This window comes from Pseudoalteromonas prydzensis (assembly GCF_011050055.1).
Taxonomy (GTDB): Bacteria; Pseudomonadota; Gammaproteobacteria; order Enterobacterales; family Alteromonadaceae; genus Pseudoalteromonas; species Pseudoalteromonas prydzensis_A.
Map to the genome: position 1 here is coordinate 1 of NZ_DRGM01000127.1, position 25,525 is coordinate 25,525.

24 protein-coding genes are annotated in these 25,525 nt (G+C 42.0%); 18 read left to right on the forward strand and 6 right to left on the reverse strand.

Annotated features, from left to right (window positions below; translation table 11 throughout):
• Positions 1-285: 285 nt before the first annotated feature.
• The 4 genes from ENH88_RS11860 to hslR form a co-directional block, all read right to left on the reverse strand.
• Positions 286-3,510 (reverse strand): TonB-dependent receptor, encoded by a 3,225-nt coding sequence (locus ENH88_RS11860; RefSeq protein WP_304182458.1) that lies wholly within the window; start codon positions 3,508-3,510, stop codon positions 286-288.
• A 413-nt stretch (positions 3,511-3,923) separates the two neighbouring features.
• The gene (locus ENH88_RS11865) at positions 3,924-5,462 is read right to left on the reverse strand and encodes a phosphoenolpyruvate carboxykinase (protein ID WP_304182459.1); all 1,539 of its coding nucleotides are present in this window, start codon (positions 5,460-5,462) and stop codon (positions 3,924-3,926) included.
• A gap of 265 nt (positions 5,463-5,727) precedes the next feature.
• Positions 5,728-6,573 (reverse strand): Hsp33 family molecular chaperone HslO, encoded by an 846-nt coding sequence (gene hslO, locus ENH88_RS11870; protein WP_304182460.1) that lies wholly within the window; start codon positions 6,571-6,573, stop codon positions 5,728-5,730.
• A gap of 12 nt (positions 6,574-6,585) precedes the next feature.
• Entirely contained in the window at positions 6,586-7,005 is a 420-nt protein-coding gene (gene hslR, locus ENH88_RS11875) for a ribosome-associated heat shock protein Hsp15 (protein ID WP_414704834.1), read from the reverse strand.
• Positions 7,006-7,211: 206 nt separating this feature from the next.
• Here hslR and gspC point away from each other — a divergent pair, with 206 nt between their 5' ends.
• The 13 genes from gspC to ENH88_RS11940 all read left to right on the forward strand — a co-directional run bounded on the left by gspC (position 7,212) and on the right by ENH88_RS11940 (position 19,247).
• On the forward strand, positions 7,212-8,159 hold the full coding sequence (gene gspC, locus ENH88_RS11880) for a type II secretion system protein GspC (RefSeq protein WP_304182461.1): 948 nt from the start codon (positions 7,212-7,214) through the stop codon (positions 8,157-8,159).
• A gap of 23 nt (positions 8,160-8,182) precedes the next feature.
• Positions 8,183-10,246: a type II secretion system secretin GspD gene (gene gspD, locus ENH88_RS11885; protein WP_304182462.1), complete on the forward strand. Its 2,064-nt coding sequence runs from the start codon at positions 8,183-8,185 to the stop codon at positions 10,244-10,246.
• On the forward strand, positions 10,239-11,798 hold the full coding sequence (gene gspE, locus ENH88_RS11890; RefSeq protein ID WP_304182463.1) for a type II secretion system ATPase GspE: 1,560 nt from the start codon (positions 10,239-10,241) through the stop codon (positions 11,796-11,798). The genes gspD and gspE overlap by 8 nt, the downstream gene beginning before the upstream one ends.
• A gap of 2 nt (positions 11,799-11,800) precedes the next feature.
• The gene (gspF, locus tag ENH88_RS11895; RefSeq protein WP_304182464.1) at positions 11,801-13,036 is read left to right on the forward strand and encodes a type II secretion system inner membrane protein GspF; all 1,236 of its coding nucleotides are present in this window, start codon (positions 11,801-11,803) and stop codon (positions 13,034-13,036) included.
• A gap of 74 nt (positions 13,037-13,110) precedes the next feature.
• The gene (gene gspG, locus ENH88_RS11900; protein WP_304182465.1) at positions 13,111-13,530 is read left to right on the forward strand and encodes a type II secretion system major pseudopilin GspG; all 420 of its coding nucleotides are present in this window, start codon (positions 13,111-13,113) and stop codon (positions 13,528-13,530) included.
• Positions 13,531-13,579: 49 nt separating this feature from the next.
• A complete protein-coding gene (gspH, locus tag ENH88_RS11905) occupies positions 13,580-14,182 on the forward strand; it encodes a type II secretion system minor pseudopilin GspH (protein ID WP_304182466.1) in 603 nt (200 codons plus the stop codon).
• The gene (gene gspI, locus ENH88_RS11910) at positions 14,182-14,559 is read left to right on the forward strand and encodes a type II secretion system minor pseudopilin GspI (RefSeq protein ID WP_304182467.1); all 378 of its coding nucleotides are present in this window, start codon (positions 14,182-14,184) and stop codon (positions 14,557-14,559) included. The genes gspH and gspI overlap by 1 nt, the downstream gene beginning before the upstream one ends.
• Entirely contained in the window at positions 14,560-15,183 is a 624-nt protein-coding gene (gene gspJ, locus ENH88_RS11915; RefSeq protein WP_304182468.1) for a type II secretion system minor pseudopilin GspJ, read from the forward strand.
• Positions 15,173-16,168 (forward strand): type II secretion system minor pseudopilin GspK, encoded by a 996-nt coding sequence (gene gspK / locus ENH88_RS11920; RefSeq protein ID WP_304182469.1) that lies wholly within the window; start codon positions 15,173-15,175, stop codon positions 16,166-16,168. Before gspJ ends, gspK begins: the two co-directional genes overlap by 11 nt.
• Positions 16,165-17,373, forward strand: a complete 1,209-nt coding sequence (gene gspL, locus ENH88_RS11925; RefSeq protein ID WP_304182470.1) for a type II secretion system protein GspL — start codon at positions 16,165-16,167, stop codon at positions 17,371-17,373. Before gspK ends, gspL begins: the two co-directional genes overlap by 4 nt.
• Complete coding sequence (locus ENH88_RS11930) at positions 17,370-17,846, forward strand: type II secretion system protein M (protein ID WP_304182471.1); 477 nt, start codon at positions 17,370-17,372, stop codon at positions 17,844-17,846. Before gspL ends, ENH88_RS11930 begins: the two co-directional genes overlap by 4 nt.
• Before the next feature lie 3 nt (positions 17,847-17,849).
• Positions 17,850-18,608 (forward strand): type II secretion system protein N, encoded by a 759-nt coding sequence (locus ENH88_RS11935; protein ID WP_304182472.1) that lies wholly within the window; start codon positions 17,850-17,852, stop codon positions 18,606-18,608.
• A gap of 18 nt (positions 18,609-18,626) precedes the next feature.
• On the forward strand, positions 18,627-19,247 hold the full coding sequence (locus ENH88_RS11940) for a UPF0149 family protein (protein ID WP_304182473.1): 621 nt from the start codon (positions 18,627-18,629) through the stop codon (positions 19,245-19,247).
• A gap of 205 nt (positions 19,248-19,452) precedes the next feature.
• Here the strand turns inward: ENH88_RS11940 and ENH88_RS11950 are convergent, their stop codons facing one another.
• Complete coding sequence (locus tag ENH88_RS11950) at positions 19,453-19,812, reverse strand: hypothetical protein (RefSeq protein WP_304182474.1); 360 nt, start codon at positions 19,810-19,812, stop codon at positions 19,453-19,455.
• Positions 19,813-20,104: 292 nt separating this feature from the next.
• On the opposite strand from ENH88_RS11950, the gene ccoG reads away from it, so the two are divergent.
• The 5 genes from ccoG (at position 20,105) to ENH88_RS11975 (ending at position 24,396) form a co-directional block, all read left to right on the forward strand.
• Entirely contained in the window at positions 20,105-21,535 is a 1,431-nt protein-coding gene (gene ccoG, locus ENH88_RS11955) for a cytochrome c oxidase accessory protein CcoG (protein WP_304182475.1), read from the forward strand.
• 68 nt (positions 21,536-21,603) lie between these two features.
• Entirely contained in the window at positions 21,604-22,581 is a 978-nt protein-coding gene (locus ENH88_RS11960; RefSeq protein WP_304182476.1) for a serine/threonine protein kinase, read from the forward strand.
• Between the two features lie 27 nt (positions 22,582-22,608).
• The gene (locus ENH88_RS11965) at positions 22,609-23,232 is read left to right on the forward strand and encodes a thiol:disulfide interchange protein DsbA/DsbL (protein ID WP_304182477.1); all 624 of its coding nucleotides are present in this window, start codon (positions 22,609-22,611) and stop codon (positions 23,230-23,232) included.
• Between the two features lie 18 nt (positions 23,233-23,250).
• Complete coding sequence (locus ENH88_RS11970; protein WP_192542681.1) at positions 23,251-23,886, forward strand: thiol:disulfide interchange protein DsbA/DsbL; 636 nt, start codon at positions 23,251-23,253, stop codon at positions 23,884-23,886.
• A 60-nt stretch (positions 23,887-23,946) separates the two neighbouring features.
• The gene (locus ENH88_RS11975; RefSeq protein WP_304182479.1) at positions 23,947-24,396 is read left to right on the forward strand and encodes a DUF523 domain-containing protein; all 450 of its coding nucleotides are present in this window, start codon (positions 23,947-23,949) and stop codon (positions 24,394-24,396) included.
• Positions 24,397-24,404: 8 nt separating this feature from the next.
• Here the strand turns inward: ENH88_RS11975 and trmA are convergent, their stop codons facing one another.
• Positions 24,405-25,505: a tRNA (uridine(54)-C5)-methyltransferase TrmA gene (gene trmA / locus ENH88_RS11980; RefSeq protein WP_304182480.1), complete on the reverse strand. Its 1,101-nt coding sequence runs from the start codon at positions 25,503-25,505 to the stop codon at positions 24,405-24,407.
• Between the last annotated feature and the right edge of the window lie 20 nt (positions 25,506-25,525).

The following is a 25,525-nucleotide window of genomic DNA, read 5'->3' on the forward strand; positions in this document are numbered from 1 at the left end:
CGCGTTTTTAATCGGGCATCTCTGGTATACGGGAAGTTAGGAATAGTAGACAAGCTAGACTCAATGATAATGACAAATGTATGGGTATTAGATCATAAAAAGAAGGTAATTAAAATAGATCATGAATTAAATGTTTTTGGTATAAGTGTCCGACAAAACACACTTAGCATGTCCCCGGTCGATGATAGTGTCGCATTTGTATGTGGCTCGCTACCGCTGTGGGCAATACGTCATCGCCATGCTCCAAATTGAGAAGCCCGATTAGCAATAGTCGGGCTTTTATGTTTAGAATATCGCGCGAACGCTGAGGGCGTAACGTCGGTCAGTGGTAAAGCTAAGTGCTTCAGTTTTGGTTCCATCTTGGTCCAATTGATACTGGGTTTTTGTTTCGGTATCAAGCAAGTTGCTCGCTTCAAAACCTATTTTCCAATGATCATTGATTGTGTAGTACAGACTGGCGTCCATCATGCCTGAAGCTTCAGCATAAGCCGGTACGTACTCTTCAGATTCTCGTAGGGTCAACAGGTATTCAGAGCGCCAAGTATAAGCTAGACGAAATGAAATGTTTTCGTACTCATACATGCCAATCACATTCAAATTTTGGTCTGAATAGCCTTGTAGTGGTAAATCACTAAATACGCGGAAGGTGTTACGATTATCCGCAATAGGGTTACCGTTTTCATCAAAGCCAAGGGTACCTGCAGATACTTCGTTTGGATCCTCTAAACCGTCTTGGTCTATATAGGTGTAGTTAAATTGTAATCCTAAACCACTTAATGCACCAGGCAACATGTCATAGAATTGAGAGTAGGAAAACTCAGCTCCACGGATGGTGCCTGAACCCGTATTTGCAGGCCCATAAGCAGATACATCGTAAATTTCGTCATTGAAGGTAACATCTAAATCAAATGCTCTATTACGGATTATGTTACTTAACTCTTTATTAAATAACCCTACCGTGACATAGCCTGCGGGGGCGAAGTACCATTCAGTTGATAAATCGATATTAATTGACTCTTCAGGTTTCAGGTTTGGATTGCCTGATAATGCTGTCAGCTCTATATCATCAAGTGCAACAACCGGGTTATTTGCTTCATCATAGTCGGCACCAGGGGTTTGGAGTCGGCGAGTGTAATCTAAATTAAGAATACTGATATTACGGGCATCAACTAGGCTTGGGTAATACAATGCTTTTGATGCTCCAAACCGAACAACAACATCTTCGCTTATGGCAAAGCTTAAATTTAGGCTTGGTAAGATAGTGTTGTAGTCGGTGCCGTCAACAGTACTTAACTGAGATTCACCATTGGCAATATCATAGTAACGCTTATACTCAGCCTGTTGCATTACTTCATTTAATGATGTGCCTGGTTCACCGCGTTTAATTACTTGTGGTTGCACAAAGGCGCCAGTTGATTGCAATTGATAATTAACATAGCGCAAACCAATATTACCTGTAACTGGAATTGCTAAATCTATAAAATCAAAATCGCTGCGAATGTAAAATTCACTACGCTTTTCATTTGTTGAGCTAATGTTATGGGCTGCAAAGGGCCCTTCGATACGATTATCTTTATCTGCATAAGGTACATAAGTGCCGGAGCACGCACCATTGTTTGCTGCGCTATTTGTGGCATTATGCCAACCATCCTGACAGCCTTGACGCAATGAGTCTGCGTAGTTTTTAACTAGCTCCATACTTGGGAATAGGAAATTATCCACGTTTCCCTGTAGCACTTGACCATGGTAATAGTCTGAAAAGTCTACGCGTTCAAATAGTTCTGGGCGATTGACCGCTGCTGCAGCATTACGATCTGCTTGTATCCAAGGGGTGCCAATTGCAGACCAGCCTTCATAGGCTGTATCGCGCACGGTTAGGTCTTTATCTGAGACATAAAAACCCGCTTTAATGTTTGTGAAATTACCATCAAGTTCATAATTTATATCAAACTTAAAACTGTTTGCGGTTGCGGTATTATGCTCTTCTTGTTCCATGCCACTACCTAGAAATAAATTAGGCACGGGGCCATCCCAGTCTTCATTTGGTGACCAGCCCGCGGTCATTATGTTGTCACTGATAAACTCAACAGTTGGTCTATCGCCTCGCATATCCAGAAAATACGGTGATACAGCATGAACATGATTACCTCGAGTTTGACCTGACATGCTGTAATTATTAACGACTTTCTCTGAGTCTACATATTGGTAATCAAACTCTAGCGTGAGCCTATCGACTGGTTTTAAAACAAGGTTAAATGAGGTGTCCTCTACGGTGCTCTCATTATAGTTCCAACGGCTGCGATAGAAAAAAGGCGTTTCTGGGCTGACACCTAGCGCAATACCAGATGTTATAAAGCCATTCTCTGTAGTTAGTGGGTAACCATTTGCTGAATCATCTTGCCAATTTTGGGATGACCCCATAAAGCCTCTAAAGCCTTGTGCTGCTTGGCCGATTTGGCGCTCATTCCACTCTAATGATGCTTTTGAGTTGATATGCTCTACTGTCGCGACTATTTTGTCATCGTCACTCGCCCATTGTAATGAGCTGGTGAAGCCTGTTCGTTTACGGTCGTTAGTTGCTGTACTCATATGAATCGCTGCTGGTACATACCACACACTATTTGCTGGTTGACCTGGAAGTGCTGCACCGTCTACAGGTGAGCTTGGATCAACGCCGGTGATACCACCCCATTGATCAAGCGTAGGTATGAAGGAATCGCCACGAGCATGAAAGTTACCTAAACCCACGCCGTCGCCACGGGTCTTATATTCAGATTGAGATGCCGCAATTAAAAAGCCAAACTTACCAGCACTCGTATCCCAGTTATCAGAGAAAAGCGCTGAGAAAGAGGGAGTGGTTTCATCGCGGAAATCACTGTAGTTTGCTTTGGCGTTAAAAGAAATTATTTGATCTGTAGAATCAAAGGGCTTACGGGTAATTAAATTAACGGTACCGGCAACACCACCTGAAATAAGGTCGGCAGTTTGATTTTTCACTACTTCTACAGCACTGAGTAATTCGGCAGGAAAATCTTCATAGCTTAAGCCGCCAGATGGATTCGCACTGAATGCATCACGACCATTTACTTCAGAACGGACTCGGTCCAAACCGCGTACTAAAACGCCAGTACCTTCGTCAGCATAATGCTTTGGATCACTCGATGATGCAAAGCGTTCAATGGTGACGCCTGGCACACGCTGCAAGGCTTCGGTTACAGACTTGTCGGGCAAGGCGCCAATATCAGAAGCGGTAATTACGTCTTTTACGGTGTCGGCATAACGCTTAAGATTTTGCGCGCTATTGATACTGCCTCGGATCCCTGTTACTTCGATTACTTCAATTGCTTCATCTTTATTAGTATTAATGACATCGCTGTCATTTTGTTGCGAAGTTTGAGCTGAGAGTAACAGTGGGCATAAACCCAATAACGCATAAGAAATCGCTACGCTAAGCCGAGTTTTAGTGCGTTTTATATTGCTATAATTGCTATCGATGACTAGTTTTGACATGGTTTAATCTCTTTTGTTTCTTATTATAACCAGTGTTAGTTTGACTGACTAATAGCCAGAAAAGCTATTCCCTTTAACCGACATTACGACCTAATATGCCAAGTATTAAATTATACGCTATGCAGTATGTGGTCATAAAACGGCACAAAGTAACATTTTATTAATAATGCACCGTTACTTTTTAACACAAAAAAAGATAAAGTAAACGTTTCAATTAAAATATTTCTAATAATGCAATTTTGCAGAGGCAGTTGCTTGGCAGGGTAAAAGAGCTTTTCAGTAGCACTAAAGTTTAGATATAAAAGAGCGGTTAATAGAGAAGAGCGTTGATTAAGTCGTTCTGTCCATGAATAAAATTAGATCAAAAACGCCAGCATGCAGCCGGCGTTTAAATTCGGTTTTAAAGCGAGTTATTACGCTTTTGGTCCGGCATTTTTGATTTCATCTGAAACATCGTATTTTGCGAAGTTTTCTGTGAAATCAGCGGCTAACTTAGCTGCATATTCAGCGTATTTAGCTTTATCTTCCCAAGTGTTGATTGGGTTAAGTAGCTCGCTGTCAACGCCAGGCACTGCAACTGGTACGTCTAGGTTAAGTACGTCGATATGTTGAGTTTCTACATCGACAAGTTTACCCGATACGATTGCATCAACAACAGCGCGGGTAGTTGGAATATCAAAACGTTTACCAGTGCCGTAAGGGCCACCAGTCCAACCAGTGTTAACTAGGTATACCTTAGCGCCAAACTCACGTACACGCTTCATAAGAAGCTCTGCGTATACACCTGCTGGACGTGGGAAGAAAGGTGCGCCAAAACAGGTTGAGAATGTTGATTCAATATCGCTGGTAGAACCAATTTCAGTTGAACCCACTTTTGCAGTGTAACCGCTTAGGAAATGAAACGCTGCCGCTTCTTCGCTAAGGATTGATACTGGTGGTAATACGCCACTTACATCACAGGTTAAGAATACCACTGCTTTTGGCTCGCCTGCGCGGTTTTCTACTTTACGCTTTTCAACGTGCTCAAGCGGATAAGCTGCGCGGCTATTTTGCGTTAGGCTAGTATCATGAAAATCAGGGATACCTTTTTCATCAAGTACCACGTTTTCTAAGATAGTACCAAAGCGGATTGCATTCCAAATAACAGGCTCATTCTTTTGTGAAAGGTCGATACACTTAGCGTAACAGCCACCTTCAATGTTGAAAACACTGCCAGGTGCCCAGCCGTGCTCATCATCACCGATTAAAAAGCGAGTTGGATCGGCTGATAAAGTTGTTTTACCTGTGCCCGATAAACCAAAGAACAATGCTGTATCGCCAGCTTCGCCTACGTTAGCTGAGCAGTGCATTGGTAATACACCTTTAGCTGGAAGGAGGAAGTTCTGCACAGAGAACATCGATTTTTTCATTTCACCGGCATAACGCATACCTGCAAGCAGTACTTTGCGTTGTGCAAAGTTGATAATAACAGTGCCGTCGCTGTTGGTGCCATCACGTTCTGGGTCACAAACAAACGAAGGTACATTCATTACCTGCCACTGGGGTAAATCAGATGCATTATAAGAGTTAGGTTCGATAAACATGTTTTTGGCAAAAATATGATGCCATGCAGTTTCTGTAGTAACGACTACAGGTAAATAGTGCTCTGGATCAGCGCCAACTTCAAGGTGAGAGATGAAGTGGTCGTTGCTCTGCACATGTGCTTCTACACGTGCCCATAAAGCGTCAAATTTATCTGCATCGAAAGGGCGGTTTACATTACCCCACTGGATTTCATTTTCAGTACTTGATTCTTGAACAATAAAACGATCTTGTGGTGAACGGCCAGTACGACGACCAGTGTTCGCAACAAAAGCTCCATTGGCGGCTAAAGTCCCTTCGCCACGACGGATCGCGTGTTCGACAAGTTCAGCTGCAGTTAGATCGACAAAACGAGTAGCGCTTGAAGTCATGTTTATACCTAAATTGTGTGAGATTGAACGGGATAGCTCTGGGGTTCTTGTTTCCCTTTAAGCTGTAATTATAGTAACAGATGGATTAGGGATATTCGAGTCTATGAAAGGCCTAAAAACACATATATTTGGCAAAAAACATGAATAATTTCAATGATACCGGTGTCATAAAAATCATTAAATTCATGACACCGGTATCATCTCTGCGCACAAAAAAGCCGCAATAAATACGGCTTGAGTTTTGTGGTTTTTTTGAACGATGCTATTAGTTGAAAATACTCTTCACATCTTGTTCGTTAAAAATGTAATCTTTTAAGCAATAGTGACAGCTGATTTTTACTTCACCATTTTCAATAACGTCATCTAATAAAGCTTGTTGACCTATATTAACGAGCGCAGTGATGGTTTTTTCTCTACTACAACCACATTTAAACTGGATTGCTTGCGGCTCGTATACTCGAGGATTATCTTCATGGTAAAGACGTGTTAGCACAGTGGCAGCATCAAGCTCTAATAACTCTTCATCTTTAATAGTATTGCTAAGTGCTTCTAAATGAGTAAAGTCAGTAATCGACTTTTCTTTATTTACAGGTAACACCTGCAATAATAGACCAGCAGCTTTAGCGTGGCCTGCGGTGGTATCCGTGGCAAACCAAAGACGTGTTTGTAGCTGTTCTGATTGTGTAAAGTAAGCTTCAAGGCAAGCCGCAAGAGTGTCATGTTCAAGTGGCACGATACCTTGGTAACGCTCTCCCTTTGTTGGAGTGATGGTTAATACCATAACGCCATTGCCAATTAAGTCTTGAATGGTTGAGCCTGTTACTTCACTTTGTAGGCGGGCAATACCGCGCATATTTTGTTGATGATCACCATTAATCACTGCGTACTTCACAGGGCCATCGCCTTGTAGTTGTACGGCTATATCACCTTCAAATTTTAAGGTGGCGGTAAGTAGGCAAGTTGCCACCAGTAATTCACCCAACAAAGCTTGCACGGGGGCTGGGTAATTATGATTAGCAATCATTTCATTATAAGCTTGCTCTATTTGCACGAGTTCGCCTCGGACGTCTAGTTGATCAAATGTATAACGATGAAGTAGATCTTGTTGCATGAGTGGCTTTACCTAACTTGATTTCATTTTTAAAAGTTCGCGTCTTTGCTTTTTATCTGGTTTACGATCCGGATGCGGTGCAAAAAAGCTATTGTTTTTACGCGCGATGCTATTGGCTTCGCGTTTTTCGATACTTGCATCGGATTCTTGATACAAGGTTTGAGCAATGGGGGCACTTAAGCGTTTATCAAGTAATTTAAGCACAGTGATAACTTTTTCATCAACTCCTTGAGCAAGTTTAATCACGGCATCTAGTTCAACTATTTTGCTAGGTTTAGTGCGTTGACCATTATAATGTACTTTACCACCTTGCACCATGTCCCGTGCAATGGCGCGGGTTTTATAAAAGCGTGCAGCCCACAACCATTTGTCTAAACGGATACTCATTGTTTCATCTTTTGACATAGCATTACGGGTGTTACTTTTTGACACAATTGTACTCTTTAAAAGCGCGGCTCTGTAAGGCAAAATTTAGCATGAAACTTACTAACAAAGAAATAGTCGAAGCTTTTCACACTCATCGTAAGCGTTAATTTACCCTGTTTACAAAGTTTAATATTAGTGTGCTTGTTGAATGAAAAATGAAAAGGTACTATAGGCCAGCGATAAAGCAGTAAATTAAAATAAGAACATCATTTATGGAACAACAATTACAACAGCTAAAACACTTAGTCAGTAAATTACCCCATGCTAAATTGAGTTGGGTGGTAACGCTTTTAGCCGTTGTTTATATTGCCTTTTTAGCTGCGAAATTATTTTGGCTACTCTGGCCAATGCCTGCAAATTCAAGCCTTTCTCCTAGCTATATTAATACTGCTACAGGTAAACCTGAGCGTGTTAACACGCGCTCAATTTTAGAGCAAAACTTGTTTGGTAAGGCCGATGCTGCGCCTAAAAAACCAGCAAGCAAACAAGCACAAGTCATTAACAATGCACCAGAAACGCGATTAAGTATTAATTTAACCGGTATTGTCGCGGTCAGTGGCAACGACCTGACTGGCTTGGCAATTATTGAATCTCAAGGGCAACAAACAACCTATCTAGTTGATGACGTTGTGCAGGGGACTCGCGCAAAACTTGCGCAAGTATTACCAGATCGGGTGATCTTAGATGTCAGCGGTCGTTTTGAAACATTAATGCTAGATGGTATGGACTTTACTAAAAAAGTATCAATGCCTGTGCTCGCTGAACGCGATAGTGATGAGCCAGAACTTGGCGCCGGCCCGCAAATGGAAAGTGACCGCCAAATTGATGTAACAGCGAACCAAGATGTAAAAGAAGAGATTATAGAAACCCGCGAAGAGCTATTAAAAGATCCCGGTAAACTATTTGACTATATTCGAGTATCTCAGGCTATGAAGGACGGTGAACTAATTGGTTACCGCTTAAGCCCAGGCAAAGACCCTGCTTTATTTACGAAGATGGGATTACAAAATAATGATTTAGCTGTTTCAATTAACGGCTATCAACTAACTGATTTACAACAGGCCATGTCAGCTATTAATGAGCTGCGTAATAGCACCGATGCAAACATCACGATTGAACGTGAAGGCGAGCAAATCGATGTACAATTTAGCCTGCAATAACCTAGCTTTGGAGTTCTAATATAATGGTTCACGCGCTACACCTCAAAAAAATCAGAAAAGGGTTAGCTAAGTACGCAACACTTTTTTTTGCGGCTAGTTTATCTCTATCGGTGTCTGCCGTGGAGTATGCTGCAAACTTTAAAGGGACCGATATTAACGAGTTTATAAATATCGTTGGTAAGAATCTGAATAAAACCGTCATTATCGACCCTAACGTGCGTGGCAAAGTAAATGTGCGCAGTTATGAATTGATGGATGAAGCACTTTATTATCAATTCTTTTTAAATGTTTTAGAAGTTTACGGCTATTCAGTGGTTGAAATGGATAATGGCATTTTAAAGATAGAAAAAAGCTCTGATGCTAAAAAATCAAACGTGCCGTTAGTCACTGAAGATGACCAAGCGCGTGGTGATATGATGATCACCCGTGTGGTACGCGTTAAAAACGTCAGTGTACAAGAGCTCGGCCCATTAGTGCGCCAGTTTAGCGATCAAAAAGATGGTGGCCATGTGGCTAACTTCAACGCTGCTAACGTAATGATGTTGACCGGTCACGCAGCATCAGTAAATCGGTTGGTAGAAATTATTCGCTCGGTAGACCAAGCGGGTGATAAACGCGTTGATATTGTAAAGCTAAAGTTTGCTACCGCTGACGATGTGGTATCTGTGGTTGATAATATTTACAAAGATAGCGGTAAAGGCAGCATTCCAGAGTTTTTGATCCCTAAAGTAGTCGCGGATGGCCGTACAAATAGCGTGATTGTCAGTGGTGAAGGTCAAGCCAGAACCCGCGCCATCGAATTGATCAAACGCCTTGATGGTGAATTACAAAGCCAAGGTAATACCAAGGTTATCTACCTAAACTATGCTAACTCGGAAGATTTAGTTAAAGTATTGCAAGGGGTTAGTAAAACGCTTGCGGAAGAAGGTCAAGGTGCAGCGACTAAAACTCGCAGTCGCAGCCAAAATGAAACCAGTATCGAAGCTCACCCTGATTCAAACTCATTGGTCATTACTGCCCAACCTGACACTATGCGTTCATTGGAGTCAGTGATTGAACGGCTTGATATTCGCCGTGCCCAAGTACTTGTTGAAGCAATTATTGTTGAAGTAATGGAAGCCGATGGAATTAACTTTGGTCTGCAATGGATTTCAGAGCAAGGCGGTATGATGCAGTTTAACAACGGCAGTACCGTACCGGTTGGTTCTTTAGCTGTGGCTGCTGAACAAGCCCGTGATAAAACAGTGAAGAAAAATGTTGTAGGCACGGACTCTGGTAATGCGACTGAATATGAAGAAACTATTGAGGGTGATCTTGGCCCGTTAGGCGCGTTATTAGGGGGCATCAATGGCTTAGCCATGGGTATTGTTAAAAATGACTGGGGCGCGATCATTCAAGCGGTCTCTACCGATACTAACTCTAATATTCTTGCCACGCCTTCTGTTACTACGATGGATAACGAAGAAGCATCAATAATTGTTGGTCAAGAAGTACCAATTATCACCGGTTCACAAACCGGGTCTAACAATTCAAATCCATTCCAAACAGTTGAACGCCAAGAAGTGGGTGTCAAACTGAAAGTAACCCCGCAGATTAATGATGGTACTGCTGTGCAGTTGACTATCGAGCAAGAAGTGTCAGGTGTTAGTGGCGCGACCTCTGTGGATATTTCAATTAATAAACGCGCAATTAAAACTACGGTTATGGCCGATGATGGTGGCATGGTCGTGCTTGGTGGTCTAATAGATGAAGACGTGCAAGAAAGTGTCTCGAAAGTACCAATATTAGGTGATATTCCTATTCTTGGGCACTTATTCCGCTCAACCAGCACCAGCAAGCGTAAACGTAATTTAATCGTGTTTATTCGCCCAACCATTGTTCGTGATGGTATAAAAATGAATAAGCTGAGCCACAGTAAATATAACTTTATTCGTGGTGAGCAGTATAAACAAAAACAAGATGGTATTGATCTAATGCCTTTAACTGATGTGCCAATCCTACCTGAGTGGAATGATGCATTAGTACTGCCACCGACGTATGAAGAGTATTTAAAGCAGCAAAACGCGGATGAGCGTAATAATGACTGATGCAATCACCGAGATCACCGCAGAGTCCCCACAGCCGCTAGATAATAGCGAGCTGATGACCAGTAATGATTTAGTTGAGCTGCCTAATAAGCGCTTGCCGTTTTCGTATGCGCGACGTGCTGGCATGTTATTAAGCAAAAATAATGATGACCGGGTGGTTTTCTATCGTGGTGAGCTTGATATAGATGCCTTATTAGAAGTGCGTCGCATTGCTGGGCATGGCTTTACGCTTGAACACTTAGCTGATGACAAGTTTGAGTTGTTATTAGAAGCATCGTATCAACGCGATAGCTCTGAAACCCAGCAAATGATGGAAGATATCGGTAACGAAGTGGATTTATTTTCACTGGCTGAAGAAATGCCGCAGACTGAAGACTTATTAGCGGGTGATGATGATGCGCCAATTATTAAGCTGATCAATGCCATGCTCAGTGAAGCGATTAAAGAAGGTGCCTCGGATATTCATATCGAAACCTTTGAGCAAGAGCTGGTGATCCGTTTCCGGGTTGATGGTGTACTTAAAGAAGTGTTAAAACCAAACCGTAAGCTGGCCTCGTTATTAGTGTCGCGTATTAAAGTAATGGCGAAGCTCGATATTGCCGAAAAGCGTATTCCGCAGGATGGCCGGATTAGTTTACGGATTGCTGGACGTGCAGTTGATGTCCGGGTATCAACTATGCCATCAAGTTTTGGTGAGCGGGTTGTACTGCGGTTACTTGATAAAAATAACGCGCGGTTAAACCTTGAAGATTTAGGTATGACGCTGCGCAATCGTGAATTGTTCTCTGATTTGATCAGCAAGCCGCACGGAATTATTTTGGTGACCGGTCCAACTGGTTCCGGTAAAAGTACCACGCTTTATGCGGGCATGAGCCAAATTAACTCTCGCGATCGGAATATTTTAACGGTTGAAGATCCCATCGAGTATGAAATTCCTGGTATTGGACAAACACAAGTAAACACTAAAGTTGATATGACCTTTGCCCGTGGCTTACGGGCAATCTTACGTCAAGATCCAGATGTCGTAATGGTTGGTGAAATACGCGACCTTGAAACCGCGCAAATTGGCGTACAAGCTTCATTGACGGGTCACTTGGTGATGTCAACATTGCACACCAATACCGCAGCCGGTGCAATATCACGGATGGAAGATATGGGCGTAGAGCCTTTCTTATTATCATCCTCTTTGCTCGGCGTGCTATCACAACGACTAGTACGTACTTTATGTAACAGCTGTAAAGAAGCACATGTTGCCGATGAGCGCGAGTGTGAATTACTCGGCGTACCATTTGTAAATCCGCCGACCATTTACCGAGCAGTTGGCTGTGAAGAGTGTAACTTTAATGGTTACCGTGGTCGTACCGGTATCCATGAGTTACTGGTAGTTGATGAAACTGTCCGCGAGCTGGTGCACAGTGGTAAGGGCGAGCAAAGTGTTGAAAAGTACATTCGCAAACATACGCCAAGTATTCGCCAAGATGGTTGTAGTCGTGTATTAGCTGGTAAAACCACCCTTGAAGAAGTATTACGTGTAACACGTGAGGAAGGCTAACCATGGCAGCATTTGAATACCGCGCGCTCGATGCTCGCGGCAAAGAGAAAAAAGGTATTCAAGAGGCGGATACTGCGAAACAAATACGCCAATCGTTACGCGAACAAGGGCTTACGCCGCTCGAAGTGGTTCCGGCCGCAGAAGGTGATAAGCAGGTAAAAGGTGAAAAAAGCTCACTGTTTGGCAGCTTTTTTAAAGCAAAAATATCCACCGCTGATCTCGCGTTGATCACACGCCAACTCGCTACCTTAATTCAATCGGCATTGCCAGTTGAGGGAGCGGTGATGGCGGTGGCTGAGCAATGCGAAAAACCGCGTATGAAACGTATGCTAATGTCGGTGCGTTCAAAAGTTGTTGAAGGTTATACGCTTGCTGACGGTATGTCAGAATTTCCGCATGTGTTTGATAATTTATATCGCGCTATGGTCGCTGCGGGTGAGAAGTCAGGCCACTTAGACGCGGTATTGAACCGTTTGGCCGATTACACGGAGCAACGCCAGCACATGCGTAGTCAAATAACGCAAGCAATGGTATATCCGGTGATCTTAGTGATATTTGCCATTGGTATCGTTTCAATACTATTAGGTACTGTGGTGCCTAAGATATTAAAGACATTTGAAAAGTCGAAACAGGTTTTGCCCTGGACAACCGAGTGGGTAATGGCTGCCAGTAACTATGTACAAAATTATTGGCTCATTACTTTGGTATTATTCACCGCGGCGGTCATTGGTATTAAGCATGCGCTAAAACAGCCAAAGATCCGTTTTTGGTATGATTCGAAAATTTTGATGATGCCGGGCATTGGTAAAGTAGCGCGTAGTATTAATACCGCCAGATTTGCCCGTACCTTGAGTATTTTGTCGTCAAGCTCAGTGCCATTACTGGAAGGTATGCGTATTTCCGGTGGTGTATTGATCAATGAAAAAATCAAAAAAGCAGTGGCCGATGCTGCTACTCGTGTCAGTGAAGGGGCGAGTTTAAGAGCCTCTTTACAGCAAACTAAATTATTTCCACCGATGATGCTGCATATGATCGCCAGTGGTGAAAAATCAGGTGAACTCGAGCAGATGCTTGAGCGCGCTGCAAACAACCAAGATCGTGAATTTGAAACCATGGTAAATGTCTCGCTAAAACTGTTAGAGCCTGCGATGATAGCGTCCATGGCGGTTATTGTGTTATTTATCGTAATGGCCATATTACAACCCATTATGGCAATGAATAAAGCGATTGGACTTTAACTATTTTAGGGATTTCGTAATGCATTTTTAGCGTGTTACGATAGTTAATTATTAAGAACAACAGAGGTATGTACGTGAATAAACAAGCAGGTTTCTCATTACTCGAAGTTATGGTGGTACTGGTTATCATTGGCATGATCATGTCAATCGTGGCACCCAATATTATGGGCCAGCAAGAAGAAGCGGCATTAGATAAAGCGCATCTTGATATTCAGCAACTAGAAGATGCTATGAGTCTTTATAAATTAAAGAACAAAGCGTACTTAACCACAGAGCAGGGCCTTGAAGGGTTAGTAACTAAAACTAGCATTGAGCCAGTACCAAAGCGTTTTCCTGATGGTGGCTTTATTTCTAAATTACCTGAAGATCCATGGGGTAACCCGTACCAGTTAATCAGCCCAGGCGAAGTAGGCAAAATTGATATCTTTTCAATGGGTCCAGACGGTGAAGTAGGTACTGATGACGACATTGGTAACTGGGATGAAGAAAAATAATAATGCATCTTGAAGTAAAGGCGTTGTTACACTCAGCACTGAGCTTAGCATGTTGTTAAGTGCTAATGAGTCACGCCTTGCAAAGCTAAAGTCACCGCGCCGTGGCTTTAGCTTAATTGAAATTTTAGTTGTGCTGGTGGTGATCGCTTTTGCCACTAAAATGGTGGTATACAGCCTTGATGGCGGCGACGAAGATGAGCTGGATAAACAAGCACTGAGACTGCATACCACTATTAATATGGCCTCTGAATTTGCAATATTAAATCAGCTTGAACTAGGTTTTCACTTAGATAAAAACAGCTTCGAGTTTTTAGTGTTTGATGGTGAAAAGTGGATCACTTTTGACCGTGAAAAGCTATTTGCGCCAATTACCGTTGATGAACGTTTAAAGTTAACCCTCAACTTAGACGATCTAGCATGGTCACAGGATAACTTACTCGAGCAATCCAATTGGCGCGAGTTAATGAGTGGCGGCGACGACGAAAGTTTACTTGAATTGCAAAAAATGAAAATCCCGCAAGTGCTAATTTTATCTTCTGGTGAGGTGAGTGCATTTCAACTTATCTATGAATTAAAAGATGAAAAAGAACCCGTGTATTTCATCGAAGGGGAATTTTCGGCACCGGTTAACTTACGCAGAGAGCCAGAATAATGCATAGCAAATACCAAGGTTTTACCTTATTAGAAGTTATGGTGGCGCTGAGTATTTGCGCCATGGCTGGAATTGCTGCGATGCAAGCGACTGGTGAGCATATCAATCACTTATCAAGCTTGGAAGAGCAAACTTATGCGTCTTGGGTCGCTGAAAATGTACTGATCGAGCAGCGCACCTTAGGTGAAAAGTGGCAAGGTAAAAATGGCACCAAAGGCACTGAAACAATGGCCGGTATTGACTGGTATTGGCGCCAAGATACTGAAGCGACAGCCGATAAAAGTTTTGTAAAAGTGACGATTAATGTATTTAGTGATGAAAAGCTAGAACACTCAGTTTATGAGCTAAGTAGTTATTTAAATAAAGGCAGCAAATAAGTGAAACAGCGCGGTTTTACACTCTTAGAAGTGATGGTAGCGCTGGGTATTTTAGCCTTTGTGGTGCTAGCGACTCACCAAATTCTTGATTCGACCACCAAAGCGAAAGATGCATCAGATGCAAAAATTGCTGAGTTAAATGGCTTGCAAACCACCTTTAGGTTAATGGATCAGGATTTCAGTCAAATGACTAAGCGGGTAGTGCGCAATGAAGCCGGTGATGTGCAAGAACAATACTTACTTGCAGGACGTTACACCCTAGATAGCCAATATGATGGCATTGGCTTTGTGCGTGATGGCTGGATCAACCCAATCAATTTGCTGCCACGTTCAGAGTTGCAAGCCGTCGGGTATCGGGTTATTGATGATAATCTTGAGCGCATATATCGGGTTTATGTTGATCAGCTCGATAACCTTGAGCCGCGTGTACAAGTTATTCTTCACGATATTGAAGACCTTAAATTTGAATTTCTAGATGAAAAGAATGAATGGCAAGAGCAATGGCAAATTAAAGCATTGCCAAAGGCGGTGGCGGTCACAATCCAACAAATTGAAGCAGAACCTATAAGACGCGTTTTTTTAGTACCAGGTAACGGGAAGGCGGGAGGTTTAAGTGAACCATAAATCTCAACATGGCGCCGCGCTTATCATTGTTTTGTTTATTGTTGCCTTGGCATCAATTTTAGCCGTAGAGATGAGTGCTAATTTACTCGTACAAGTGCAGAAAAGTACTAATATACAAGGTCACCAGCAAGCTAAGTGGTATGCCTATGCAGCTGAAGAGCTTGCCATAAAAGCAATCTTACAAAGCAAAAAAGACGACCCTGATAAAACCACCTTAAAACAAATATGGGCGCAACAAGGCGATATACCTTATCCGGTCGATAATGGTACTTTGCAAGGTAATATCACTGATTTGCAGGCTTGTTTGAACCTCAACGCATTACGTGCTCAAGCGGCGCAAACGGGCAGTGGCAGCGCGAATAAAACCAATCCTGCACATTCGGCGCTATTAGCACTATTGGAAAATATAGAAGACTTGCCAGCAGAAGAATCTGAAGAAGCAATGGCAGATAGCGTATACGATTGGCTCGATGAAGATAGTATTACTTATCGCTCTGGCGCTGAAGAAGACGAATATTTATCGCGTAAATCACCGTATATGACCGCGAATAATTATTTTGCATCAAGCTCAGAGTTACGTTTGGTTAAAGGGTTTAATCCATTAGTGATGGAAAAAATCTTGCCCTATGTATGCGTGATCCCTGGCAGCGAGTTATTAGCGATTAATGTTAATACCATTGCTCCTGAGCAGGCATTATTATTGAGTGCATTGATTGATGGCTTAAGTGAATCAGGAGCGCAAGCTGTGTTATCTGCTCGTCCTGAAGATGGCTTTACTGATATTGAAGAATTTTTTGAACAAGTGAATCAACAAGGGGCGCAAAATGTTAAGTCTGTTGAGAAATTGTTCACCATAAAGAGCGAATATTTTAAACTACAAGCGCAGGCTAAATTTGTCGATCTGCGTTTTTCGATGACCACTTTACTGCAAGCCAAAGATGGCGAAGTAACTATACTGGCGCGAAAATTTGGAGGCGTACAGTGACTGAGATACTATTGATCCGCACGGGTCAAACTCAACAAGAAAGTATAAATTGGCTGATTTACTCACCATTAGAACAAGAAATAATTGCCAGTGGCGAATTACCCAACGCTGAGCAACTGAGTGAGCTAGCTGAAAAATCACAGAGCCGTGAAGTTGTGGTATTGCTGCCTTGTGATCAGGTGCAGCTAAAAACGGTAATACTACCAACTAAATGGAACCGCAAGCTTGAGCAAGCACTACCGTATATGCTCGAAGAAGAAATCGCATGTGATGTAGATGATTTATTTATTGCTATTGCTGAGCCTACAATGGTGGCGGATAAACATGCCATTAAAGTCGCCATGACAGATCGAGACTGGTTTGAAACGTGGCTAGCTGTATTTGCTGAGCATGACATTGAAGTGTTCAAACTGTTACCAGATGCCTTGTTATTACCTGTTGCAGAGAATGACGGTCTCAGTGTTATTGAACTTAATAATCAGTGGTTATGTAAGCAAGGTTCGTGGCGCATTAGTGCTGTAGAGCAAAGCTGGTTGGCTGAATATTTAACCGCACTTGGTCACCCAGATGTTGCCCATTACAGCCCCGCAGCTAATTTTCCTGAAACGGTTACTCTTAGCGCACAAACTGATGCCTATGATTTACCATTGGCGTTATTTGCCAAGCAATTACCAAATATTAAATTCAACCTGCGTCAAGGTCAGTATCAACTGAAAAAGAAAAGCGCATTATGGTGGGGATATTGGCAAAGTGCAGCAATTGCAGCAAGTATCGCGCTAGTTGGCTCTGTGGCTGTAAAAGGTTTTGAATTGCACCAGTTAAATAGCGAGCTTGAAATTGCTAAAACACAAGCCGTAGCACGTTACCAAGCCGCTTTTCCAGGTAAAACTGTACGGCCACATTTAATTAAAAACCAAATTCAGGGTGAACTGGCTAAATTAGAGGGCGGCAGTAGTGCAGGGTTTCTTGATTTAACCAATGAGCTTGTCAGTGTATTTAGCCAAGTTAAAGAATTTACCCCAGAGACATTGCGCTATGATCAACGTCGTAATGAACTTAGAGTTCGTGCCCGTGGCAAAGGCTTTCAAACTTTTGGCAAAGTTAAAGCAATCCTCGAACAACGCGGATTAACCGTAGACCAAGGCTCATTAAATAATGATGGCGACTTTGTAGTCGGTGAAATAAAACTCCGAGGTGCAGCATGAAACAACAACTTTTAAAACAGTGGCGTGGCTTAAAAGAACAAGAGCAACAGCTGGTGATGGTTGCGGGTGTTATTTTTGTCATTTTTGTTTTAGTCATGGGGATTTTTAGACCATTAAATAATGCCATTGCAGAAGCTGAAAAAAACCAACTTAAACAGCAAGAATTACTCACTTGGGTTGATAGCAGTATTGTTAAACTTAAAGCTGGCAATGTGCGTGCTGTAACGAGTGATCAAAACTTGAGTCAAATCGTGAATGCGAGTAGCCGTGGCCGCTACGATATAACCATAAGCAAAATGCAGCCTGGCGATAATACATTAAGATTAACCATCGACTCGGTACAGTTTAATAAACTTGTAGAATGGCTGGATGAGCTAGTAAATACACAAGGCGTATTGATTGCAAATTTAGATCTTAGTCGCGACGACAAACCAGGCTACGTGCGCGTAAGCCGACTGGTATTAGAGAAGTAAAGAATGAAAAAAATAGCGATTCTTATAGTAGTGTTTTTGTTTGGTTTTATCTTTTTTGCATTATTAAAAACGCCTGCTGCCGTTGCGCTTAATTTAGCAAACCCTTATTTACCAAAAGATCTGCAAATAGGTAAAGCTTCGGGCAGTATTTGGCAGGGGCGGATCATGCAGCTGCGTTATCAGGGCGAACAAATAAATAATCTAAACTGGGATGTTTCTGGTTGGGCATTGTTCACTGGGCAGCTCACAGGCAATGTAAAATTTGGTGACGCACGTAACACGGATGAAATGTCTGGCCGTGGTGATTTTAGTTATGGCTTATTTAATCAAGCCGTGGCTTTAAATGACGCCACTTTACGCTTAAGTGTTGAACGTGCGATGCAGCGCTTGCAGTTACCATTACCGATTAGCGCTAAAGGTCGGGTGATTGTTGAATTAGATCAATATAATTCCGGGTTGCCTTATTGCGAGGCGTTAAGCGGTGAAATTGCTAGTCCAAACATAGACGTGCAAGGACTATCTGGTTGGTTTAGTGTGGGCCCATTAAGTGGCAAGCTAAGTTGCAAATCAGGTGATATTGCGGTGTTAGTTGATCCAGAAAATCGTTTAGGCCTAGCAGCCGATGCCACCTTAAAAGCCAATCTGGATTTCAAAGTAGCAGGATATATCAAGCCTGAAGCATCGCTACCAAAAGAAGTACACGATGCCGCTAAATTTTTGGGTCGTGCAGATAGCGATGGCCGTTATCCATTAAATTTTTAAACAAGGCTGAATTGTTTTATGCAAATTCCTGAATTTACACAGCAACATGGCCAACAGTTAAGTGCCTATTTAGCGAGTCATGACGGTGCAATGACCTTAGTGCAAAGTAAAGGCTACTTGTTTGCGGTGATCTGCTCACCAGAGCCGTTAGATGTACATCAGTGGCTAGAACAGATTGTGCCAAATACAAACGGCCAACTGGAAGAGCAAGTGTTATTTGCCTTTATGGCCTTGTATCATCAGATCAGTGAGCAAGTATATGAGACGGGTTTTAAGCTGCCTGTCAGTCTACAAGTCAGTGGCGAAGATGACAGTTACCTTGATTTACATGAATGTCAGCAATGGTGCGAGGGTTTTGTACAAGGCGCACAAAGCTATATTGATAAGCTGTTGCAAGCAGATACTCTAACGGCCGATTTAATTGAAGCATTGCAAACTGCTTATGCGAGCTTAGGTTTTTTTGCTTTAGAGCCTGAGCTTATTAGCACCATCGCTCAACAAAATCAGCTTAGTGAAGTGCAGCTAAGCCAGCAACAGTTTGCAGTGATGGGGGATTTTGCACTAGGTTTTGCAGAGCTAATAGAGATCATCGCGGTACAAAGTGGTTTGTACGCTGAAGAAGATGATGGTTGGAGTTAGCGTTATGCTAAATCCAACACTATTTCAGTGCAGCCCTTCGGGCATTTAGCAACCCCTTGGCCGGGTTGCTGAGTTTTTAAATCCAAGGTTAATATGCCTTGGCATACTTCACATTTTACTGTTTGTCCTTTCGCGAGCTTTTTCAGCAGGTTCTTATGCTGATTAAAGGACGCACTGCTTTTTTTTGTTAGAGCTGAAAAGTCCACTATTTACCTCTTCGTTCAGCTAGTGCCGTTGCTGCAATGTCACACACTGTATTTAAGCGGTCTTCGTAAAAATATAAATTGAGATCTTTACTGCGACAATAACGGGTATGGAAAAGTTGTAACTGCTCATCGGTTTGCATGGTTTCTTCAAGGTATTCTAATTCAGTTTCTGAGAGTGTTAATTCAGACTTAATACGGTTTTTTGCCATGCTGGCAGCCGGTCCACGGTTTACGTTGCTAGCACTACTTAACAGGCCAACGCCTTCACCCAACAGTTTTTCTCTGGGTTCTTTTATCATTGGGTGATCAATTGTGAATAGTGCGAGTATCACTACTACGAGTACAAGGAATTTTTTCATATTATAAGTAAACTTTGATCTGAACGGGTACGAATTGACCACCAGTGTAATAAAATGGCCCGTTGTAAAGCAAGTAAGTTAGATGAATAAATTATTAGCGATCAACTTCAGCATTTTTAGCAATAGTAGGTATAATGGACAGGAACAATTAGATTTTTCAGAAATCTCTGAACTTTTACTGCACTGTGGTTCAGTTTGCACTATTTTTAAATATAAGCGGAGTGATCCGCTATTTAAATAGCGTTATATGATTGTTTGACTTTCATTCTCCAAGCGGCGTTGAGGAACTTCGATGGACAAGCAAATAAAAGTAAAAAACATTCCCAGTGAGGTAAAGATCGAAAAACCCGATCTGTATGCTCAGCAGGATAGATTTAACCCACGTAATCGTATTTATGTCCGTGCGGTAACTGGGTTGCATCAATTATTAAGACAGCGCATAGGTTTTCTTGGCATGTTGGCGTTTATGGCTTTGCCATGGATAAACTTTAACGACCAACAAGCTGTGCTGTTTGACCTTATGGGCCAAAAATATAACATCTTTGGGCTAACGTTATGGCCGCAAGATTTTACCATCCTTGCTTTTATTCTGATGCTTGCCGCATTTGCATTATTTTTAGTGACCACCTTTTATGGCCGGGTGTGGTGTGGTTACACGTGCCCGCAAACCGTCTGGACCTTCATTTTTATTTGGTTTGAAGAAAAGTTCGAAGGCACCGCCAATCAACGCAAAAAGCTAGATCAACGGCCGATGGACTTTGATAAGTTTTGCCGCAAGACAGCCAAACATACTAGCTGGGTGGCTTTCTCTTTGTACACGGCGCTGACTTTTGTCGGTTATTTCACTCCCATTCGTGAGCTATTACCGGATTTTGTTACCCTCAATGTCGGTGGTTATGCACTAGTAAGTATTGTTGTATTTGCGGTATGTACTTATGGCAATGCCGGTTGGATGCGCGAAATTATGTGCTTACATATCTGCCCATATTCACGTTTTCAATCGGCAATGTTTGATAAAGATACCTTCACGGTTAGCTATGATGAAAAGCGCGGTGAAAATCGTGGCCCACGTAGTCGTAAACAAGATCGAGAAGAGCTTAGCTTAGGTGACTGTATTGACTGTAATTTGTGCGTGCAAGTATGCCCAACGGGGATCGATATCCGCAATGGCCTGCAAGCTGAATGCATTAACTGTGGCGCCTGTATCGATGCCTGCGACGGGGTAATGGATAAGATGAATTATCCGCGCGGGCTTATCTCATATACCACTGAGCGTAACCTAGAAACGCCAGAGAATAAAACCAATCCGCTGCGCGCTAAGATTATTGGTTATAGTGTTATATTAGTGGTGCTAAGCGCTGCGCTGGTGGCTAATATCGTGATGCGTAAACCAATGGATTTAGATATTATTCGCGATCGAAATCAGTTGTATCGAGTCGATTTTAATGGTCTTGTCGAAAATACCTATACACTTAAGGTGATCAACAAAGCGCAATACGAGCAAACCTTTAATATCAAAGTGGCAGGGCTGGAGAACTTTAAATACATTGGTAAGCAAACTTTTACTGTACAGGCGGGAGAATCCCACAATGTGCCGTTGTCTTTAGTCATGGATCCTTATGATTTGAAAGCGCCAATGACAGAGTTTAATTTTGTGCTATCACCAGTGAACGACCCTAGTTCACAAATATCGCAGCCGAGTAACTTCTTTAAAGCGCGATAGTTAAGTACACTATAGATAAGTACATAAAAAGCGGGATGTTCCCGCTTTTTTTATAACTGATGAGAATTATGAGCAAATTTAGTTTTGTAGATCTTACCCCCGACTCGATTTTAGATGCGGTAGAAAGTATTGGTATTTATGCTGAATCTGGCTTACTCGCACTAAATAGTTACGAAAACCGTGTTTATCAATTTAAAGCGGACGATGGCCTACGTTATGTGGTGAAGTTTTATCGTCCAGAGCGTTGGAGTAAGGCGCAAATACTTGAAGAACATAGTTTCACATTTGAGTTAGCCGATGCTGAGGTACCTGTTGTTGCGCCGATCCGTCGTAATGGCGAAAGCTTGTTTGAACACCATGGTTATTTATTTACGCTGTTTCCAAGTGTTGGTGGTCGTATCTTTGAAATGGACAACCTTGATCAGTTAGATATGCTCGGGCGCTTGATTGGCCGGATGCACCAAGCAGCGAAAGGGAATGTTTTTAGCGAACGTCCGGTCATAGGATGTGATGAGTATTTAGATACAGCTAAAATTCAGTTACAAAACAGTAATCTGGTGCCTAGCAGTTTAACCACCGCATTTTATACTATTTTGGATATGGTGATCACGAAAACGAAATCACTCTATCAGCAAGGCGAAACTATTCGCTTACACGGCGATTGCCATGCTGGGAATATTCTCTGGGCAGGAGATGCATTAATGTTTGTGGATTTAGACGATAGCCGTCAAGGGCCAGCCATTCAAGATTTATGGATGATGCTCAGTGGCGATCGACACAATCAACTGTTACAGTTAGATACCTTAGTAGCAGCCTATGAAGAATTTTGTGATTTTGATCACACTCAGCTCAAATTAATTGAACCTTTACGCGCTATGCGTATGATTCATTACATGGGGTGGCTAGCTAAACGCTGGGAAGATCCGGCATTTCCACGGAACTTTTCGTGGTTCGCTGATGACAAATACTGGGAACAACAGATTTTAGCGTTAAAAGAGCAATATTCTGCACTGCAAGAGCCACCGTTAAAGTTGTTACCTAACTAATTATTAAAATATCGAAACGAGAGTCCAATGCTTAAAAAACTAAAACTGAGTTTATTATTGTTATGCCTACCTTTTGCAGCCATGGCTGCAGACTTTAAAGCTGGTGAACAATACGAAGTACTTAAAATCGAAAAAAGCAAAACACCTCAGGTCACTGAGTTTTTCTCTTTTTATTGTCCGCACTGTTTTAAGTTTGAAGCCGTTGCGAAAGCAATGGAAAAAAGCTTGCCTGCAGGCACTGAGTTTGTAAAAAACCACGTTAACTTTTTAGGTGGCCTAGCACCTGAGGTGCAATCTAACCTGAGTTATGCTTACATTATTGCCAAGCAGCATAACAAGGGCGAGCAAGTTGCTGAGCAAATTTTTCAGAGCATCCATGTACAACGTGCGCCGCTTGATAATATTAAAGACGTAAAAGCATTGCTCGACGTTAATGGCATTGATAGCGATACATTTGATAAAGATATTGCCAGCATGCCAGTTATTAGTGCTGAAAAAGCAATGCAAGATAAGCAGAATAAATTCTCACAAATGGGTGCTTTAACCGGTGTGCCAACCTTTATCGTTAACGATAAATACAAAATTAATATCAATACCATCAAGAGCCAACAGCAGCTTGATGAGTTAGTTGCCTTTTTATTAAAACAATAATTTTTGGAGTTTTTAGCAATGATCAAATTAGTTAAAGCTGGATTACTAGCGCTGTTATTACCATTAGCAGCAAATGCTGCAGCGACGTACGAAGAAGGTGTGCATTACGATGTAGTATCAGAACGCGCGAGTAAAAAACCGGAAGTAAAAGAGTTCTTCTCATTTTATTGCCCTGCCTGTAATAACTATGAGTCTTTATTGGCTGACGTAAAACCAAAACTGGATAAAAACGTAGAGTTCAAAAAGAGTCATGTCGATTTTGTTGGGGTTCGCGATACTGAAAATCAACAAATGATTTCTCAAGCACTGGCAACCGCTGAAGTGTTACCACAAAAAGATGCCATCATTGCAGCTATGTTCAGCCATGTTCACGTTAAGCGCGCTAAGTTTAATGAGTTAGCCGATGTTAAAGATGTGTTTGTAGCGCAAGGCGTTGACGGCGATAAATTCGACAAACTTTATAAAAGCTTTTCAGTACGTACTATGAGCTCAAAAATGAAGCGTGACCAAGATTACTACAAAGAAAAAGGCGCACTGCGTGGTGTACCCACTTTTATCGTAAATGGTAAATATAAGCTTAACTTAGGCCGTGAATCAGGTATTACCGAGCCAGAAGATATTAGTAAATTAATTAACTATTTAGCTGCAAAATAAGCGCAGTAAAATTTTATCATAAGCTCCGTACACGGAGCTTTTTTATTGGCAAAAATAACAATGCATAAAATCCTGGTTTCAAGCTGCTTGCTTGGCACACCTGTGCGTTACGATGGCACCGGACAGCAATTGCTTCATCCGCAAATAATGACTTGGCAACAGCAAAAGCTGATAGTGTCTTTTTGCCCAGAGGTTGCTGGTGGTTTACCTACTCCCAGAGATCCAGCAGAAATTAGCAATGATAAAGTGATTACCAATACGGGTGATGATGTGACCACTGAATTTAAGTTAGGTGCACAGCAAGCGCTACGACTTTGCCAACAACACAATATTCGTTTTGCACTGTTAAAGGAATCAAGCCCTTCTTGTGGCCGTAATACAATTTACGATGGTTCGCACAGTGGTCGTAAGATAACGGGAATGGGCTTGACGGCTTCGTTATTAGAAAAAAATGGTATTAAAGTGTTTAGTGAGCAGCAAATGCCAGCGCTAGTACAAGCACTGGCATAATAAGTACCTTACAATTTACGTTGTAAAAATACCCCAGATTCAATGTGGTGGGTATAAGGGAATTGGTCAAAAATTGCGAAGCGCTTAACTTCGTGAGTACGGGTTAAATGCTCTAAGTCTCGCTCGAGGGTATCTGGGTTACATGAAATATAAATAATGCTTTCATAGTTAGCCACTAAATCACAGGTGAGTGTATCCATGCCAGCGCGTGGCGGGTCAACTAAAATGGTTTGGCAGTCATAGCTTTTTAAGTCAATTCCCTCTAAGCGTGAAAACGTACGCTCGCCATTCATCGCTTGAGTGAACTCTTCACTCGACATGCGAATAATATCTAAGTTAGTCACCTGGTTTTTGGCAATATTGTACTGCGCAGAGTGTACTGACGATTTGGAGATTTCTGTTGCTAATACGCGATTAAATGAGCTCGCTAAGGCAATTGAGAAGTTACCATTACCGCAATACAGTTCAAGCAAATCATTTTTTAATGGTTTACATAAATCTTGTGCCCACTCCAGCATTTTAATATTTACTTTGGCATTAGGCTGGGTAAAGCTGTTTTCTACTTGTTGGTAAATCAGTTGTTGGCCATTAACGGTTAGACGTTCAGTAACAAAGTCATCACCCAACACTTCTTTTTGTTTGCGGGCACGGCCAATAAAATCAATTTTAAAGCGTTCACTCAGCGCCACTTTTAACGCTTTAATGGCTGTTAGCCATTCATCGTCTAAGGGTTTGTGATAAAGCAAGCTAACAAGAATTTCACCACTTAGACTTGATAAATAATCTATTTGAAACAACTTGCGGCGTAATATCTCACAATCTTTTAAGTTCTCGATCATTGCTTGCATAACTTCGCCAATCAGCGCTGTTGCAGGATCGAATTCATCAACACGAATTTTTTCTTTAGTAGCTTGGTCAAACATAATGTGGAATAGCTCGTCACCATCGTGCCATACTCTAAATTCAGCACGTTGACGGTAATGGATCGGTTCAGAGCCAAATACTTCTAATTGTTCAACACCAAAGCGTTGGAATTGCGCAATGATACGTTGCTCTTTTTCGCTTAATTGTGCATCGTATGTTGATGTATCGATCTTAATAACTGCCATTATGCCCACTACCTTCTATC